The organism is Streptomyces sp. HNM0574, from assembly GCF_012726235.1.
Taxonomy (GTDB): domain Bacteria; phylum Actinomycetota; class Actinomycetes; order Streptomycetales; family Streptomycetaceae; genus Streptomyces.
Window position 1 is genome coordinate 78,623 of sequence record NZ_JAASAH010000003.1, and the last position, 15,324, is coordinate 93,946.

A 15,324-nucleotide genomic window follows, 5' to 3' on the forward strand; every position below is an offset into this window, starting at 1 on the left:
AGAATCAGACCATGAGCAACCCCCAGCAGCTGCGCTACAGCAAAGAGCACGAGTGGCTGTCGGCCGCCGACGACGGAGTCTCGACCGTCGGCATCACGTCGCACGCGGCCACGGCCCTGGGCGACGTCGTGTTCGTCCAGCTCCCCGAGGTCGGCGACGCCGTCACCGCGGGCGAGCCCTGTGGCGAGCTGGAGTCCACGAAGTCGGTGAGCGACCTGTACGCCCCGGTGTCCGGTGAGATCACCGAGATCAACCAGGACGTCGTCGACGACCCGGCACTCGTGAACTCGGACCCCTTCGAGGGGGGATGGCTGTTCAAGGTGAAGCTCGAGGGAGAGCCGGAAGGTCTGCTCTCCGCCGACGAGTACGCCGCCTTCGCCTCGGGCAGCTGAGGCCCCGGCCCGCACGCTGCCCATGTTCACTCACCGTCTCCGTGCCGCCAGGATGGATACATGTCGCTTCTGAACAGCTCGCTTCACGAGGTAGACCCGGACGTCGCCGCTGCTGTCGACTCCGAACTCAACCGTCAGCAGTCCACCCTCGAGATGATCGCGTCGGAGAACTTCGCTCCCGTCGCGGCGCTGGAGGCCCAGGGCTCGGTCCTCACCAACAAGTACGCCGAGGGCTACCCGGGCCGCCGCTACTACGGCGGCTGTGAGTACGTCGATGTCGTCGAGGACATCGCGCGCGACCGCATCAAGTCCCTGTTCGGCGCGGAGGCGGCGAACGTGCAGCCGCACTCCGGCGCGTCCGCGAACGCCGCCGCCATGTTCGCGCTGCTCAAGCCGGGCGACACGATCATGGGTCTGGACCTCGCCCACGGCGGGCACCTGACCCACGGCATGAAGATCAACTTCTCCGGCAAGCTGTACAACGTGGTCGCGTACCACGTCGACGAGAAGACCAACCTGGTCGACATGGAGGAGGTCGAGCGCCTCGCCAAGGAGCACCGGCCCAACCTGATCGTCGCGGGCTGGTCGGCGTACCCGCGCCAGCTGGACTTCGCCGCCTTCCGGCGGATCGCGGACGAGGTCGGCGCGCTCCTCATGGTCGACATGGCGCACTTCGCGGGCCTCGTCGCCGCCGGCCTGCACCCCTCCCCCGTGCCCTACGCGGACGTCGTCACCACCACCACGCACAAGACCCTCGGCGGTCCGCGCGGCGGCGTGATCCTGTCCAAGAAGGAGTACGCGAAGAAGATCAACTCGGCGGTCTTCCCCGGCCAGCAGGGCGGCCCGCTGGAGCACGTCATCGCCGCCAAGGCGGTCTCGTTCAAGATCGCGGCGAGTGACGAGTTCAAGGACCGGCAGCAGCGCACCCTCTCCGGTGCCCGCATCCTCGCCGAGCGGCTGCTCCAGGAGGACACCGTCGGCGCGGGCGTCAACGTGCTGTCCGGCGGCACGGACGTCCACCTCGTCCTCGTCGACCTGCGCAACAGCGAGCTCGACGGCCAGCAGGCCGAGGACCGGCTCCACGAGATCGGCATCACCGTCAACCGCAACGCGGTGCCGAACGACCCGCGCCCGCCGATGGTCACCTCGGGCCTGCGCGTGGGTACGCCCGCGCTCGCCACCCGCGGTTTCCAGGACGAGGACTTCCGGGAGGTCGCGGACGTCATCGCCGAGGCGCTCCTGCCGTCCTTCGACGAGGAGAAGTCCAAGGCGCTCGCCGCCCGCGTCTCCGCGCTGGCCGCGAAGCACCCGCTGTACCCGAACCTGGGCAAGTGACCGGTCCCGGCCCCGTGGCGCACCCGCGCCACGGGGCCGGACTCCGGCCGGCCGTGCGCCCCGACCGCGGGGTCGTGGCCGGTCGCGCAGTTCCCCGCGCCCCTCGCGGGCGCCGAGCGCCACCCCCGCTCACCCCTGAACCACCACCCTCAAGTCCCCGTCGCCCGCGCCCCCACCGGGGCGTCCCGCGACGGGCGTCGCCCCGCCGCAGCGCGGGGGATCCGGAGCGTCACCCATGGCCATTTCCGTCTTCGATCTCTTCTCGATCGGCATCGGACCCTCCAGTTCGCACACCGTCGGCCCGATGCGTGCGGCCCGGATGTTCGTCCGCCGCCTCAAGAACGAGGGCGTCCTGGCCCAGACGGCGTCCGTCCGCGCCGAGCTGTTCGGCTCGCTCGGCGCGACGGGGCACGGGCACGGCTCCCCCAAGGCGGTCCTGCTCGGCCTGGAGGGCGAGTCGCCCCGCACGGTCGACGTGACCACGGCCGACGAGCGGGTCACCGCGATCCGCACCTCCAAACGGCTGCGGCTGCTCGCCACCGACATAGGGGACGCGCACGAGATCGACTTCGACGAGTCGACGCAGCTGATCATGCACCGCCGCCGCTCCCTCCCGTACCACGCGAACGGCATGACCCTCTTCGCGTACGACGCGGACGGCGCCCCGCTCCAGGAGAAGACGTACTACTCGGTGGGCGGCGGCTTCGTCATCGACGAGGACGCCGTCGGCCAGGACCGCGTCGTCCCCGACGACACCCAGCTCACCCACCCGTTCCGCACCGGCGACGAACTGCTGCGCCTCACCCGCGAGACGGGGCTGTCCGTCTCCGCGCTGATGCTGGAGAACGAGAAGGCGTGGCGCACCGAGGAGGAGATCCGGGCCGGGCTGCTGGAGATCTGGGAGGTCATGCGCGCCTGCGTCAGCCGCGGCCTCACCCAGGAGGGCATCCTCCCCGGCGGCCTGAAGGTCCGCCGCCGCGCCGCTGCCGCCGCCCGCCAGCTCCGCGGCGAGGGCAGCCCGCAGGCGCACGCGATGGAGTGGGCGACGCTGTACGCGATGGCCGTCAACGAGGAGAACGCGGCGGGCGGCCGCGTCGTCACCGCGCCGACCAACGGCGCCGCCGGCATCATCCCCGCCGTCCTGCACTACTACGTCAACTTCGCCGCCGGTTCGGCCACCGAGGAGGAGAAGCAGGACGGCATCGTCCGCTTCCTGCTCGCCGCGGGCGCCGTCGGCATGCTCTTCAAGGAGAACGCCTCCATCTCCGGCGCCGAGGTCGGCTGCCAGGGCGAGGTCGGCTCGGCCTGCTCGATGGCGGCGGGCGGACTCGCCGAAGTCCTGGGCGCCTCCCCCGAGAAGGTCGAGAACGCGGCCGAGATCGGCATCGAGCACAACCTCGGCCTCACCTGCGACCCCATCGGCGGCCTCGTCCAGATCCCCTGCATCGAGCGCAACGGCATGGCCTCGGTCAAGGCCGTCACCGCGGCCCACATGTCCCTCCGCGGCGACGGCCGGCATCACGTCTCCCTCGACAAGGCCATCAAAACCATGAAGGACACCGGCGCCGACATGAAGGTCAAGTACAAGGAAACGGCCCGGGGCGGGCTGGCGGTGAACGTCATCGAGTGCTGAGGGGGGCGGACGCGTCAGTCCGTTTCCGGGCCCTCGCGTCGGCGGTGCCGCAGCCGCGCGCCGAGTCTCCACAGGCCCTCGGTCACAGGGACGAGGGCGGTGAAGACCGCCAGCCGGCCCCACCACGGCAGCTCCGGCGCCCAGAACACCAGCACCGGGGCCACGACCAGGCCCGCCAGCAGGCAGAACCAGAGCGGCGCGGGCCTCCGCTCGGCCGCGCGCGGCGCCTCCTGCCCTCCGGGTCTGTCCTCCACCGTCACGGACTCGGTGCTCATGCCCACCCCCATGTACTCGCCATATCCACCGGAACCGTACTCGGCTCGCGCCGCGGGGGATGCGGCGCCCAGGGCCTGTGCGGGCGCCAAGGGCTCACTGCCGCAGGAGAGTTGGGCCCGTACTCCTACAGCGGGGCCCATGCCCCGCACGGAAGCTGCTCCTCCGCCCCCACCCGCATCCGCCGCGTCAAGGGAGGCCCCCGGGGCGTCAGTTTTGCGTCAGCGCGTCGGGTGGAGCGGTACGGGAGGGCGGGGGCGGGCATAGCGTCGGGGCCGTACCCCGGTCCGCCTCCCCGCGTTCCGGGGTCCCTTCCGTCCGGGACCGCCGGTGTCTCCGATCCGCTGGGAGGCTCCGGAGGTCCGCCGAGACTCTTCGCACTCAAGGAGCCCCCGTCATGGCCCGGTTAAGCTGCGACGCATCCCCCGCCACCCCGATGGCCCCAGTCTCCGTCTCCCTCGCCGCCTCGGGCCCCGTCCCGCCCGGCGCCGGCAGCGGCGCGGCCCGGGCGCTGTACGTCCCGGTGCGGATCGGCCCGGCCGGCTGCGTGCCCCGGCTGTTCCGTACGGGCGCGCGGCGCCGGACGGCCGTCGCCTTCACGACCCGTACGCGGCTGCTCGCCGCGCTCGGCGGCGAGCAGACCTGGATCCGGCTCTCGGAGGCCGTACTGCGGTCCCTGACCGAGCCGTTGGACGGCGTCGGCGTCCTCGTCGACCCGCGCCCGGTCCAGGCCACGGCCGCCGAGAGCCCCACCCGATGAGCACCCGCCTCACCTCCTCCGGGGACGCCGACGTCGCGCAACTCCCGGAACGCGCGGGCCCGTTGGACGTCTGGCCCGCGTCCACGGCCCCGCTGCCGGACGGGGACCTGGCGGTGGGCGGCGTCCCGCTCGCCTCCGTCGCCCGGACGGTGGGCACCCCGGCGTACGTGCTGGACGAGGCGGAGGTGCGGGACCGCTGCCGCCGCTACCGCGCCGCGTTCCCGGACGGTGAAGTCCTGTACGCGGCCAAGGCGTTCCTCTGCCGGGCGATGGCGCACTGGATCCACGAGGAGGGTCTCGGCCTGGACGTCTGCTCGGCCGGTGAGCTGGAGCTGGCCGTCGCGGCCGGGTTCCCGCCGGAGCGGGTGGTGCTGCACGGCAACGCCAAGAGCCCGGCCGATCTGGCGGCCGCCGTCCGCCACGACGTCGGACGGGTCGTGATCGACGACCCGTCCGAGGTGGCGCCGCTGGCCGCGGCCGGCACGCCGGAGCGGCCGCGCCGGGTGCTGCTGCGGGTCGTCCCCGGCATCACGGCGGGCGCGCACCACAAGATCCGCACCGGGACGGAGGGGCAGAAGTTCGGGGTGTCCATGACGGACGGCTCCGCGCAGCACACCCTGACCCGCATCCTGGGGCATCCGACGCTCCGACTGACGGGTCTGCACTGCCACTTGGGCTCCCAGATCACCTCCGTGAAGCCGTACCTCGTCGCCGTCCGGCGGCTGACCGGGCTGCTGGCCCGGGTCCGGGAGCAGCACGGGGTGACGCTGCCGGAGCTGGACATCGGCGGGGGTCACGGCGTCGCCTACCGCCCGGGCGAGGAGTCGCTCGACCTCGGCGACCTGGCCCGCCGGGTGCGCACGGCGCTCACGGAGAGCTGCGCGGCGGCCGGGGTGGCCGTACCCCGGCTGACCGTCGAGCCGGGGCGGGCCGTCGCGGGTCCGGCGGGGGTCGCGCTGTACCGGGTGGTGACGGTGAAGCGGACGGGCGGGGCGACGTTCGTCGCGGTGGACGGGGGCATGAGCGACAACCCGCGGCCCGCGCTGTACGGGGTGCGGTACGCGCCCCGGCTGGTGGGCCGCCGGGGCTCGGGCACGTACCGGCGGGTCACCGTCGTGGGCCGCCACTGCGAGGCGGGCGACGTGCTCACCGAGGACGTGCCGCTGCCGTCCGACGTGCGCGCGGGTGACCTGCTGGCGGTGCCCGTCGCGGGCGCGTACCACCTGTCGATGGCCTCGGGCTACAACCTGGTGGGCCGCCCGCCGGTGGTCGCCGTGCGGGACGGCGAGGCGCGGACGCTGGTCCGCAGGGAGACGGCGGCGGACCTGCGCGGCCGCGACCTGGGCCTGTGACGCCCGGCCCCGGCGCGCCCTCGCGGGGCGCGCCGGGGTTTCCCTGACGTCTGTCAGATCTCTTGACCGTCCTGTGACCGGCTTCTACGTTCCGCTTCAACTCCTGTAGCTGTGGCGGGCGTTGGGCCCACCCCTTCTCAAAGAGGTGAACAGGATGCGACGACGCACACTTCTCTCCGCCGCCTCGGGCACGGCGGTCGCCGGCTGCCTGCTCGGCACGGGCCCGGCGGCAGCGGCCACCGGAGCGGCACCGGCGGACGGGAAGCCGAAGGCCCCCGAGCCGGGCCCGTACGACGCGGAGATCCGGGCGCTGCTGGCCCGGATGACGGTCGAGGAAAAGCTCGGCCAGCTCCAGCAGTTGCCGTGGAGCTACGACACCGGGCCCGGCGGCGGGGACACCAGGGAGGTGGAGGAGGCGGCGCGGAAGGGCCGGCTCGGCTCGGTCCTCAGCATCCTCGGCGCCCAGGCGACGAACGCGCTCCAGCGGATCGCCGTCGAGGAGTCCCGGCTGGGCATCCCGCTCGTCTTCGGGCTCGACGTGATCCACGGCATGTGGACCACCTTCCCGATCCCGCTCGCCCAGGCCGCCTCCTTCGACCCGGAGGTCGCCGTCCGGGACGCCGAGATCTCCGCGAAGGAGGCCCGCTCCAACGGCGTGCACTGGACGTTCGCCCCGATGTTGGACGTCACCCACGAGCCGCGCTGGGGCCGGATCGCGGAGGGCTGCGGCGAAGACCCGTACCTCACCGCCGAGTTCGCGGCGGCGAAGGTCCGCGGCTACCAGGGCCCGGCGGACGGCGCGGGGCTGAGGGCGAAGGACAGGCTCGCCGCCTGCGCCAAGCACTTCGCGGCGTACGGCGGCGCGGAGGGCGGGCGCGACTACAACACCGTCGACGTCTCCGAGTCCCGGCTGCGCGATCTGTACCTGCCGCCGTTCAAGGCGGCGCTGGACGCGGGCGCCGCGACCGTCATGGCCTCCTTCAACACCGTCGCCGGCGTCCCCGCGCACGGCAACCACCACCTGCTGACCGGCATCCTCAAGCGGGAGTGGGGCTTCGACGGCATGGTCGTCGGCGACTTCACCGGCGTCCGCGAACTGGTCGCGCACGGCTTCGCCGAGGACGAGGCGGACGCGGCCCGGCTGACCCTCGCCGCCGGGCTCGACATGGAGATGGTCAGCACCACCCTCGCCGACCACGGCAGGGCCCTGCTGCGCTCCGGCCGGATCGACGCGGAACGCCTGGACGACGCGGTGTACCGGGTGCTGCTCCTCAAGTTCCGCCTCGGCCTCTTCGACGAGCCGTACGCCGACCCCGAGCGGGCGGTCACCGCACCCTCGCCGGCGGCCCGCGCCGCCGCCCGCACCGCCGGCGCCCGGTCGATGGTGCTGCTGCGGAACGAGGGCGGCACGCTGCCGCTGTCCCGCGAGGTCTCCTCCGTCGCGGTGCTCGGCCCGTTCGCCGACTCCGCCGACCTGCTCGGCACCTGGACCCTCCCGCCCGCACAGGAGAAGTTCCCGGCCGTGAAGATCCTGGACGCGGTGCGGAAGGCCGTCCCCGGGGCGAAGGTCCGCCACGCGCGCGGCGTCTCCCCCGACGGCGAGGACACCGCGGGCATCGGTGAGGCCGTGGCCGCGGCGCGCGCCTCGGACGTCGCGGTGCTCGTCGTCGGCGAGGCCCCGGCGCTCAGCGGGGAGGCGGCCTCGCGCAGCGACCTCTCGCTGCCGGGCGCGCAGGAGAAGCTGATCGAGGCGGTCGCGGAGACCGGCACACCGTTCGTGGTGGTGCTGGTCGGCGGGCGGCCGCTGACCGTCGGCGGCTGGCTGGAGCGGGCGCCCGCCGTGCTGGCGGCGTGGCACCCGGGCGTCGAGGCCGGGAACGCGGTGGCCGACGTGCTGTTCGGCGAGGTCAACCCGGGCGGCAAGCTGCCCGTCTCGGTGCCGCGCACCGTCGGCCAGCTCCCCGTCCACTACAACCACCACTCGACGGGGCGCCCGTACGACCCGGACGAGAAGTACACCTCCAAGTACCTGGACCTGCCCGAGGGCCCGCGGTTCCCGTTCGGCTTCGGCCTGAGCTACACCCGGTTCACGCTCGGCGAGCCCGGGTTGAGCCGCACCCGGATCGCCGCCGGGGCGCTCCGCGACGGCGACACCCTGGAGGTCTCGGTCACCGTGCGCAACTCGGGCAGACGTACGGGCGACGAGGTCGTCCAGCTGTACGTGCACGACCGCGCGGCCTCCCTCGCCCAGCCGGTGCGCAGGCTGCGCGGGTTCCGCCGGGTCACGCTGGAGCCGGGCGAGGAGCGGAGGGTCCGCTTCCGTCTCGGCGCGGCGGATCTCGGCTTCTGGACGAACGACACGGAGGGTGACTTCCGGGTCGAGGAGGGCGCCTTCGACCTGTACGTCGGCACCAGCTCCGAGGCCCGGGACAGGCTGACGCTCACGGTCGTCTGACGCCCGCCGGGCGGCGCCGCGAGGCGGTTTCGCACGCGGGTGCAACGGGCCATCCGATGGGGGGACACGGATAGGTCGCGGGGGTTGCTCCGGCGTATAAAGGGGTGCCCCGAATCCGGCATCAGACGCCGATGCACACCTGACGCCTCGCGGTCGCCCCCTTCGTTCAAGGCCGGGACCGCGTCCCGACATCCGAGGAGTACCCAGTGAGCGTCGCGGAAGAGGTCAGCAGCCTGCTGGTCCAGAAGTTCGGAGCAGACCCCGTCGCCGTCGGCCGGCCCGACAGCCCCCTGCGGCAGCTCGGTCTGGACTCGCTGGCGCTGGAGGAGCTGCGCCTGCACATCGAGAGCAGGCTGGACGTCGACCTCGACGACGCCGAGCTGACCTCGCGGGACACGGTGGGACGGCTGGTCGAGGTCGTCCAGGTCAGGGCAGCGGCGTAGTGCGGCGCCCCGACGAGCCGTTCACCGCGGCCGTGACGGGCCTCGGCCTGGTCACGGCGGCGGGTGTCGGAGCCGAAGCCACCTGGCGCGACGTGACCGCGCCCGGGGCACCGCCCTCGGTCGCGCACCGCCCCGAACTCGACGGCCTGCCCTGCGACTTCACCTACGGGGTCGAGGACCTGGACGCCACCGCCGTGCTGGGCGTCGCGACGCAGCGTCTGATGGACCGTTTTTCCCAGCTGGCGGTGATCGCGGCCCGCGAGGCGGTGGCCGACGCCGGGCTCGACGCCTCGGTCTGGGACAGCGGCCGGGTGGCCGTCGTCATCGGCTCGGCCCACGGCGGCCTCCCGTTCTACGACGAGCAGAGCGCCGTCCTCGCCGAGCGCGGCCCGCGCCGGGTCTCCCCCAAGCTCGCCCCGCTGACCGTGGTCAACGGCGCGGCCAGCAGCGTCGCGACGGACCTCGGCGCGCACGGCCCGAGCTTCGGCGTCTCCACCGCCTGCTCCTCGGGCACGGTCGCCATCGGCACCGCGCACCAGCTGCTGCGCTGCGGCGCCGTCGACGTCGCCGTCGCGGGCGGCGCCGAGTCGCCGCTGTCCCGGCTGCTGATCGCGAGCGCGTGCACGATGCGCGCGGTCTCCACGCGACGCGACGAACCGACCCGCGCCTGCCGCCCGTTCGACGCGGAGCGGGACGGTTTCGTCGTCGGCGAGGGCGCCGGGCTGCTCGTCATGGAGCGCCCCGAGCACGCGGCGGCGCGCGGGGCGCGGGTGCGCGCGGGCGTCGCCGGGTACGGCGCGTCCAGCGACGCCCACTCCGCCGTCGCTCCCGACCCCGAGGGCAACGGCATCGAGCGCGCGCTGCGCACGGCGCTCGCCGACGCGGACGTCGCCGCCCGCGACATCGGCCACGTCAACGCGCACGGCACCTCGACCGTCATGAACGACCAGATCGAGTCCGGCGTCCTCGGCCGGGTCCTCGGCGCACACCCGCTGGTGACCTCCACCAAGGGCCGGACGGGCCACACGCTCGGCGCCGCCGGCGGCATCGAGTCGGCGCTGACCGTGCTCGCGCTGGAGCACGGGCTGGTCCCGCCGACGGCCAACCTGGAGAACCAGGACCTGAACATCACGGCGGACGTGGTCGCCAAGGAGGCCAGAGCCGCCCGGCTCGACGCCGCCGTGAAGACCTCGCTGGGCTTCGGCGGCCACAACGCCGTCCTCGTCCTCACCCGTACCTGAGCGGCTGCCGCCCGCCGGCAGCACCAGCAGTTGCCAGACAGTTGACCGACCCGGGGCCCGGCGCCGGCCTCCTGACCAGAAACCAGGCCATGACCGTGGAATCCGTGGACACCAAGGCACACGAGGACGCAGCAGCCTCCCCCTCCGCTCGTCCCTCCGCAGCACCGGCGGACCGCGACGGCAAGGAGACCATCCACTCCCTCTCGGTGGACGGGCTGCGCTACGCGTACCGCGTGCTCCACCAGCCGGAACCGGTCACCGAGCCCGTGCTCGTCGTCGGCGGCGCGCTGCAGGGCATGCTCGGCTGGCCGCAGCTGGACGACCACATCGGCCCGGCCGCGACGGTCGTCACCGCCGACCTGCCCGGCATGGGCAGCGCCGACCCGCTCCCGCCCGAGGTCGGCACCGAGATCCTCCAGCGGGCCATCGACGGCATCATCGACGACCTCGGCGTACCGAAGGTGAACCTCTTCGGCTTCTCCTACGGGGCCGCGCTGACCTTCAACTGCGCCCAGCGGACCCCGGACCGGGTCGCGCGGCTGCTGCTCGGCGGCGTGCCCGCGCACATCGGCCCCGAGCAGCGGGCCCAGTGGCTGCGGGCCACGCAGCGGCTGGCGGCCGGGCAGCCCGAGGAGTTCGCGACGCTGGCGACCGGCGTCATGATGTGCCTCGACGAGGAGCGCACGGTCGCCAACCGGACCATCGCCTACCGCTACGTGCGCCGGTCGATCCTGCACGCGGCGCTGCACTCCCCGCACGCCACGGCCGCGCTCCAGCGGGCGCTGCGGGACACCCCGGACTTCTCCGGCGGGCTCTCCGGCGTCCCGACGCTGGTGTTCACCGGCGAGCACGACACCGTGACAGGACCGGAGCGGCAGCGGGAGTTCGCCGGGACGATCGCCGACGGCCGCTTCGTCACGCTCGCCGACTCCGACCACTGGGTGGTGCTGGAGCGTTCGCAGGAGGTCGCCGACCTCGCGCTGCGCTTCTTCACCGACCGCGCGGCCCTGGCGGCCCCGTACCTGACGGCCCCGCTGGACCCGGCCAGGTAACCGCCTCGGCGCCCGGCGCGCGTGCCCGTCCGTGCGGGCGGACGGACGGGCACGCGCGCGAGCGGCGCCGATGCACAGGGGGCCCGGCGCGTCCAGGGGGCGCGCCGGGCCCGTGGGTGCGGCAGGGGCACACGGACGGGCCGTTTCGGTGCCGCGTGCTGTCACCCGCCCGGCCGCGATTCCGGAACCCACCGGGCACGGGGTGCGTGTCCGCTGACGGTTCGGTCCGCGCGTCTCGTGATGATCGGCCAATGTCACGTACCGCCACTCCGCACCGGACAGCGTCCGCCGCCCTGCTGTGCGCCACGCTCTTCGTACCGGTGGCCACCGGGCAGCACGCGGCCGCCGCACCCGATCAACTCCCCGCCGAAGGCCCGCAGAGTCCGCCGGGCCGGGCGGCCGCCCGGGTCGAGCAGCTGTACAAGGAGGCGGGCGCCGCGACCCGCGCCTTCGAGAAGGCCCGCAAGCAGGCGGAGGCGCAGCGGGCGAAGACGCGCAAGCTCCGCAAGTCCGTGGCCGCCAGCAAGGCGCGGCTGCGGGAACTGCGCTCCGGGATGGGGCGGATGGCCCGCAGCCAGTACCGCAACGGCGGCCTCACCCAGGCGACGAAGCTGCTGTTCAGCACCGAGCCCGAGTCGTTCCTGGAGCGGACGTCCCTGCTGCGCAAGGGCGACCACGCGATGGTGCAGCTGTTCGTCACCGTCAACGAGGCCCAACGGACGCTCACCGCCGAGGAGTTGAAGGCGACCAAGGCCCTGGCGGCGCTGAAGGAGAAGACCGAGCGGCAGAACGAGATCCGCGCCGACATCGCGACGAAGCTGGCCCAGGCGCAGGAACGGCTGCGGCGGGTACGGGCCGAGCAACGGCCGGGGCCGCTGCGGCCGATGAGCGTCCCGGGCGGCACCTCGGCACCCGGCGCCGCCTCCGGCGGGGAGGACGGGGGCGCCTGGGTGAAGCCGGTGAAGAAGTACACCCTCTCGTCCGGGTTCGCGAGCGCGGGAGCGCGCTGGTCGAGCCGGCACACCGGGCAGGACTTCGCCGTCCCGGTCGGCACTCCGGTGCGCGCCGCGGGCGGCGGGACGGTGCAGGAGACGAACCGCGGGGACGCGTTCGGCAACAGCGTCGTCCTGCGGCACCCGAACGGCTACTACACGCAGTACGCGCACCTGTCGTCGATCGCGGTGGCGCAGGGGCAGACGGTGAAGCCGGGGCAGCGGATCGGGCTGTCCGGGAACACCGGCAACTCCACGGGTCCGCATCTGCACTTCGAGGTGCGGGTCACGCCGCAGATGGGGTCGGCGGTCAACCCGCTGCCGTGGCTGCGGGAGCACGGCGTCACGATCTGAACGCGGCGCCGGGCGCGGCCGGTCAGCGGTCGCGTTCGGTGACGCGGATCTCGAACCAGGTGGTCTTGCCGCGCGGGAGCAGGTCCACGCCCCAGCGGTCGGAGAGGGTGTCGACGAGGAACAGGCCGCGCCCGCTGGTGTCCAGGTCGGCGACGGGCAGCAGCGCGGGCAGGCCACGGGACGGGTCCCGCACCTCGACCCTGATCCAGCCGCGGCGGCGCAGCATCCGCAGCCCGAAGACGTGCGCGCCGGTGTGGCGTACGGCGTTGCCGACGAGTTCGGAGACGAGGAGCACCGTGTTGTCGGAGAGCGGTCCCGGCATGGCCCAGCGGAGCTGGAGCACGGCCTGCGCGAGGCGGCGGGCGACGTGCGCGGACTGGGGGCGGTTCGGGAGCCGTACCTCGTCGGCGGTCGGATCACCGATGAGTTCCAGCACCTTGCTGTCGGAACCCTCGCCCACACCCTCGCCCGGAGCCTTCGGCACCCACTCGGTCACGCTCGCCACATCTCCCTGTCCCGCCATGGGCACCATCTTCGCCTGCACAGGCGGGATTTCGGGCCCGTTCCCCACGATCCGGGGGCCGCGCGGACTCCTCGCGGGCGCGTGCCGGGCCGTTCGCACGACCCGTCACGCGCCCGGCGCCAACTCCGTGACCAGGCAGGACGCGTGACGTGACGCAGGCCACAACGCGACCTGGCGGCGCGGCGGTTAAGGCTCCCTTGAGGTGCGCTTCATTCCCCCGGAAGGTGCGGTGTCCGGCTGCGCGCCGCTGACGCGTGGCGGGCTCAGCGGAAGGTGGCCTTGCCCGGGCCCTCCTCGGCGAAGCTGCGCATGCCGCCCCGGGCGTCCTCGGTGGCGAACAGGCCCGCGAACCAGGTGCGTTCGACGGCGAGGCCGGTGTCGATGTCCGCCTCCAGGCCGGTGTCGACGGCCTCCTTCGCGGCCCGCAGCGCCATCGCGGGGCCCTTGGCGAGGCGGGCCGCCCAGGCACGGGCCTGCTCGTACACCTCCTCGTCGGGGACGACGCGGTCGGCGAGGCCGATGGCCAGGGCCTCGTCCGCCTTCACATGCCGCCCGGTGAAGATCAGGTCCTTGGCCTTGGCGGGACCGAGCAGCCGGGCCAGGCGCTGGGTGCCGCCGGCGCCGGGGATCAGGCCGAGCTGGATCTCGGGCTGGCCGAACTTGGCGCGCTCGCCCGCGATCCGGATGTCGGCGCAGAGCGCCAGTTCGCAGCCGCCGCCGAGCGCGTACCCGGTGACGGCGGCGACGACGGGCTTGGGGATGCGGGCGACGGCGGTGAAGGCGTCCTGGAGTCCGCGGGAGCGTTCGACCATGGCCGCGTGGTCCATGTCCTGCATCTCCTTGATGTCCGCGCCCGCGGCGAACACCTTCTCGCCGCCGTACAGGACGACGGCGCGGACGTCGTCGCGGCGGGTGATCTCGCCCGCGACCTCCAGCAGCCGGTCCTGGGTGGCGATGTCGAGGGCGTTCATCGGGGGACGGTCCAGGCGGACGGTGCCGACGCCGTCGGAGACCTCAAGATTCACAGTCATGCGACGAGGCTACGGCCTCGTCCCGGGCAACGCACCGCCTCCGGCCGCCGGTTGGCGGCGCGGCACGGGCGCCGTCAGGACTGCGGTTCGGTCCACTCCTCCCAGGACATGTTCCAGCCGTTCAGGCCGTTGTCCGGGTCGATCGTCTCGTCCTTCGAGTTCTTGATCTCGACGACGTCGCCGACCATGGAGTTGGCGTAGAACCAGGCGCCCGGCGTCCCCTTGTCCCCGCCGCCCTTCTTGTCGAAGAGGCCGACGCAGCCGTGGCTGAGGTTGGCCTCGCCGAAGGTGTGCCGCGGGTTCCAGTAGTTGCCGTGGATGAAGGTGCCCGAGGTGCTCAGGCGCATGGCGTGCGGGACGTCCTTGATGTCGTAGCCGCCCTCGTCCTCGTCCCGGCCGAAGCCGACGGTGCGGCCGTCCATGCGGGTCTCCCGGTGGCGTTCGCTGATCACCATCCGGCCGTTGTAGGTGGGGTGTTCGTCGCTGCCCGAGGTGATCGGCACCGTCTTGATCCGCTCGCCGTCGCGGGTGACGGCCATCGTCTTCTTCTTCGCGTCGACGACGCTGACCTGCTGCCGTCCGACGGTGAAGCCGACGGTCTTGTGCTGGGTGCCGTAGCGGCCGTCGGACGCCTCGACGCCGTCGAGGCCGAGTGCGAGCTCGACCTTCGTGCCGGACCTCCAGTACTCCTCGGGGCGGAAGTCGAGCCGCTGGTCGCCGAACCAGTGCCCCTCGACACGGACTTCGGGGTCGGCGGAGACGGATATCGCCTTCTCGACCTCGGCGCGGTTCTCCACCGGGTGGTCGAACTCCAGCGAGACGGGCATCCCGGCGCCGACGGTGCTGCCGTCCTCGGGGGTGAAGCGGCCGATGAAGGTGTTCTCGGGGGCGAAGGTGCGGAAGCGGGAGGTCTCGGTCCGCTCGCGGCCGTCGGCGTCCCGCGCGACGGCCCGCACGGTGTACGCGGTATCGGTGGCGAGGTGACTCGCGGGCGTCCAGCCGCGGCCGTCCGCCGCGAGGCGGCCCGCGACGGGCTCGCCGTCGGCGTCGCTCACCCGGACCCGGGTCAGCTTCCCGCCCTCGGCGGCGACCTTCAGGCCGCCGGAGGGGGCCACGTCCTCCGCGCCGTCCTCGGGGGTGATCGCTATGCCGGCGGCGGAGCCGGCGCGCTCCTTCCCGCCGCCCTCCCGGCCCGAGGCGCCGCCGCTGCCGCCGCAGGTGCTGAGCGTGAGGGCCAGGACGAGCACGAGGCCGGCGGCGCCCGCCGAGGTTCCGACGACCTTCGCCCTGCTGTCGGTGCGTATCTCCGCCAGGTTCACCTTGTCCGTCAGCGTCTTGAGATCCACTGTGTCCACTCCCTCGTGATCCCCCGCGCGCCGCCCCCGCGCGTCCGCCGCCTGCGCCCCCGCGCCCGAGCCCCTCGTGCGCCTCTCGTCAGACAACCACACGACGGCGGCCCGGCACCTCCCCCTGGTGTGTCACCGTTCC

The 15,324-nt window shown here is 73.5% G+C and carries 14 protein-coding genes; 10 read left to right on the top strand and 4 right to left on the bottom strand.

All coding sequences use genetic code 11. The features are described 5' to 3' along the window. The first annotated feature begins 11 nt into the window (after positions 1-11). The 3 genes from gcvH to HCC30_RS07145 all read left to right on the top strand — a co-directional run bounded on the left by gcvH (position 12) and on the right by HCC30_RS07145 (position 3,360). Entirely contained in the window at positions 12-392 is a 381-nt protein-coding gene (gcvH, locus tag HCC30_RS07135; protein ID WP_169441489.1) for a glycine cleavage system protein GcvH, read from the top strand. A 60-nt stretch (positions 393-452) separates the two neighbouring features. Further along, positions 453-1,727 carry a serine hydroxymethyltransferase gene (glyA, locus tag HCC30_RS07140; RefSeq protein ID WP_169441490.1) on the top strand — a complete coding sequence of 425 codons (1,275 nt, stop codon included), beginning with the start codon at positions 453-455 and terminating at the stop codon, positions 1,725-1,727. 235 nt (positions 1,728-1,962) lie between these two features. Next, on the top strand, positions 1,963-3,360 hold the full coding sequence (locus tag HCC30_RS07145; protein ID WP_169441491.1) for an L-serine ammonia-lyase: 1,398 nt from the start codon (positions 1,963-1,965) through the stop codon (positions 3,358-3,360). 14 nt (positions 3,361-3,374) lie between these two features. Here HCC30_RS07145 and HCC30_RS07150 read toward each other — a convergent pair whose 3' ends face one another. Then, positions 3,375-3,635: a hypothetical protein gene (locus HCC30_RS07150; RefSeq protein WP_169441492.1), complete on the bottom strand. Its 261-nt coding sequence runs from the start codon at positions 3,633-3,635 to the stop codon at positions 3,375-3,377. Positions 3,636-4,030: 395 nt separating this feature from the next. Here HCC30_RS07150 and HCC30_RS07155 point away from each other — a divergent pair, with 395 nt between their 5' ends. From HCC30_RS07155 to HCC30_RS07185, 7 genes are all read left to right on the top strand, one after another. Beyond that, a complete protein-coding gene (locus HCC30_RS07155; protein ID WP_240979392.1) occupies positions 4,031-4,393 on the top strand; it encodes an SAV_915 family protein in 363 nt (120 codons plus the stop codon). Further along, positions 4,390-5,745 (top strand): diaminopimelate decarboxylase, encoded by a 1,356-nt coding sequence (lysA, locus tag HCC30_RS07160; RefSeq protein WP_169441493.1) that lies wholly within the window; start codon positions 4,390-4,392, stop codon positions 5,743-5,745. The genes HCC30_RS07155 and lysA overlap by 4 nt, the downstream gene beginning before the upstream one ends. Before the next feature lie 154 nt (positions 5,746-5,899). After that, on the top strand, positions 5,900-8,200 hold the full coding sequence (locus tag HCC30_RS07165; protein ID WP_169441494.1) for a glycoside hydrolase family 3 N-terminal domain-containing protein: 2,301 nt from the start codon (positions 5,900-5,902) through the stop codon (positions 8,198-8,200). 206 nt (positions 8,201-8,406) lie between these two features. Continuing rightward, positions 8,407-8,643 carry an acyl carrier protein gene (locus tag HCC30_RS07170; RefSeq protein ID WP_169441495.1) on the top strand — a complete coding sequence of 79 codons (237 nt, stop codon included), beginning with the start codon at positions 8,407-8,409 and terminating at the stop codon, positions 8,641-8,643. Then, positions 8,643-9,884 carry a beta-ketoacyl-[acyl-carrier-protein] synthase family protein gene (locus HCC30_RS07175; RefSeq protein ID WP_169441496.1) on the top strand — a complete coding sequence of 414 codons (1,242 nt, stop codon included), beginning with the start codon at positions 8,643-8,645 and terminating at the stop codon, positions 9,882-9,884. The genes HCC30_RS07170 and HCC30_RS07175 overlap by 1 nt, the downstream gene beginning before the upstream one ends. An 89-nt stretch (positions 9,885-9,973) precedes the next feature. After that, on the top strand, positions 9,974-10,936 hold the full coding sequence (locus HCC30_RS07180) for an alpha/beta hydrolase (protein WP_169441497.1): 963 nt from the start codon (positions 9,974-9,976) through the stop codon (positions 10,934-10,936). 251 nt (positions 10,937-11,187) lie between these two features. Further along, entirely contained in the window at positions 11,188-12,282 is a 1,095-nt protein-coding gene (locus HCC30_RS07185; protein WP_169441498.1) for a peptidoglycan DD-metalloendopeptidase family protein, read from the top strand. Positions 12,283-12,304: 22 nt separating this feature from the next. Here HCC30_RS07185 and HCC30_RS07190 read toward each other — a convergent pair whose 3' ends face one another. The 3 genes from HCC30_RS07190 to HCC30_RS07200 all read right to left on the bottom strand — a co-directional run bounded on the left by HCC30_RS07190 (position 12,305) and on the right by HCC30_RS07200 (position 15,182). Beyond that, positions 12,305-12,814, bottom strand: coding sequence for an ATP-binding protein (locus HCC30_RS07190; protein WP_169441846.1), 510 nt, complete (start codon positions 12,812-12,814; stop codon positions 12,305-12,307). Positions 12,815-13,068: 254 nt separating this feature from the next. Then, on the bottom strand, positions 13,069-13,836 hold the full coding sequence (locus HCC30_RS07195) for an enoyl-CoA hydratase-related protein (RefSeq protein ID WP_169441499.1): 768 nt from the start codon (positions 13,834-13,836) through the stop codon (positions 13,069-13,071). 74 nt (positions 13,837-13,910) lie between these two features. Next, positions 13,911-15,182, bottom strand: coding sequence for an Ig-like domain-containing protein (locus HCC30_RS07200; RefSeq protein WP_169441500.1), 1,272 nt, complete (start codon positions 15,180-15,182; stop codon positions 13,911-13,913). Positions 15,183-15,324: the final 142 nt, after the last annotated feature.

Excerpts from the sequence above, each read along its gene's own strand:
- gcvH (WP_169441489.1), top strand. The coding sequence starts at position 12 with ATGAGCAACCCCCAGCAGCTGCGCTACAGCAAAGAGCACGAGTGGCTG.
- glyA (WP_169441490.1), top strand. The coding sequence starts at position 453 with ATGTCGCTTCTGAACAGCTCGCTTCACGAGGTAGACCCGGACGTCGCC.
- HCC30_RS07145 (WP_169441491.1), top strand. The coding sequence starts at position 1,963 with ATGGCCATTTCCGTCTTCGATCTCTTCTCGATCGGCATCGGACCCTCC.
- HCC30_RS07150 (WP_169441492.1), bottom strand. The coding sequence starts at position 3,635 with ATGAGCACCGAGTCCGTGACGGTGGAGGACAGACCCGGAGGGCAGGAG.
- HCC30_RS07155 (WP_240979392.1), top strand. The coding sequence starts at position 4,031 with ATGGCCCGGTTAAGCTGCGACGCATCCCCCGCCACCCCGATGGCCCCA.
- lysA (WP_169441493.1), top strand. The coding sequence starts at position 4,390 with ATGAGCACCCGCCTCACCTCCTCCGGGGACGCCGACGTCGCGCAACTC.
- HCC30_RS07165 (WP_169441494.1), top strand. The coding sequence starts at position 5,900 with ATGCGACGACGCACACTTCTCTCCGCCGCCTCGGGCACGGCGGTCGCC.
- HCC30_RS07180 (WP_169441497.1), top strand. The coding sequence starts at position 9,974 with ATGACCGTGGAATCCGTGGACACCAAGGCACACGAGGACGCAGCAGCC.
- HCC30_RS07185 (WP_169441498.1), top strand. The coding sequence starts at position 11,188 with ATGTCACGTACCGCCACTCCGCACCGGACAGCGTCCGCCGCCCTGCTG.
- HCC30_RS07190 (WP_169441846.1), bottom strand. The coding sequence starts at position 12,814 with ATGGTGCCCATGGCGGGACAGGGAGATGTGGCGAGCGTGACCGAGTGG.
- HCC30_RS07195 (WP_169441499.1), bottom strand. The coding sequence starts at position 13,836 with ATGACTGTGAATCTTGAGGTCTCCGACGGCGTCGGCACCGTCCGCCTG.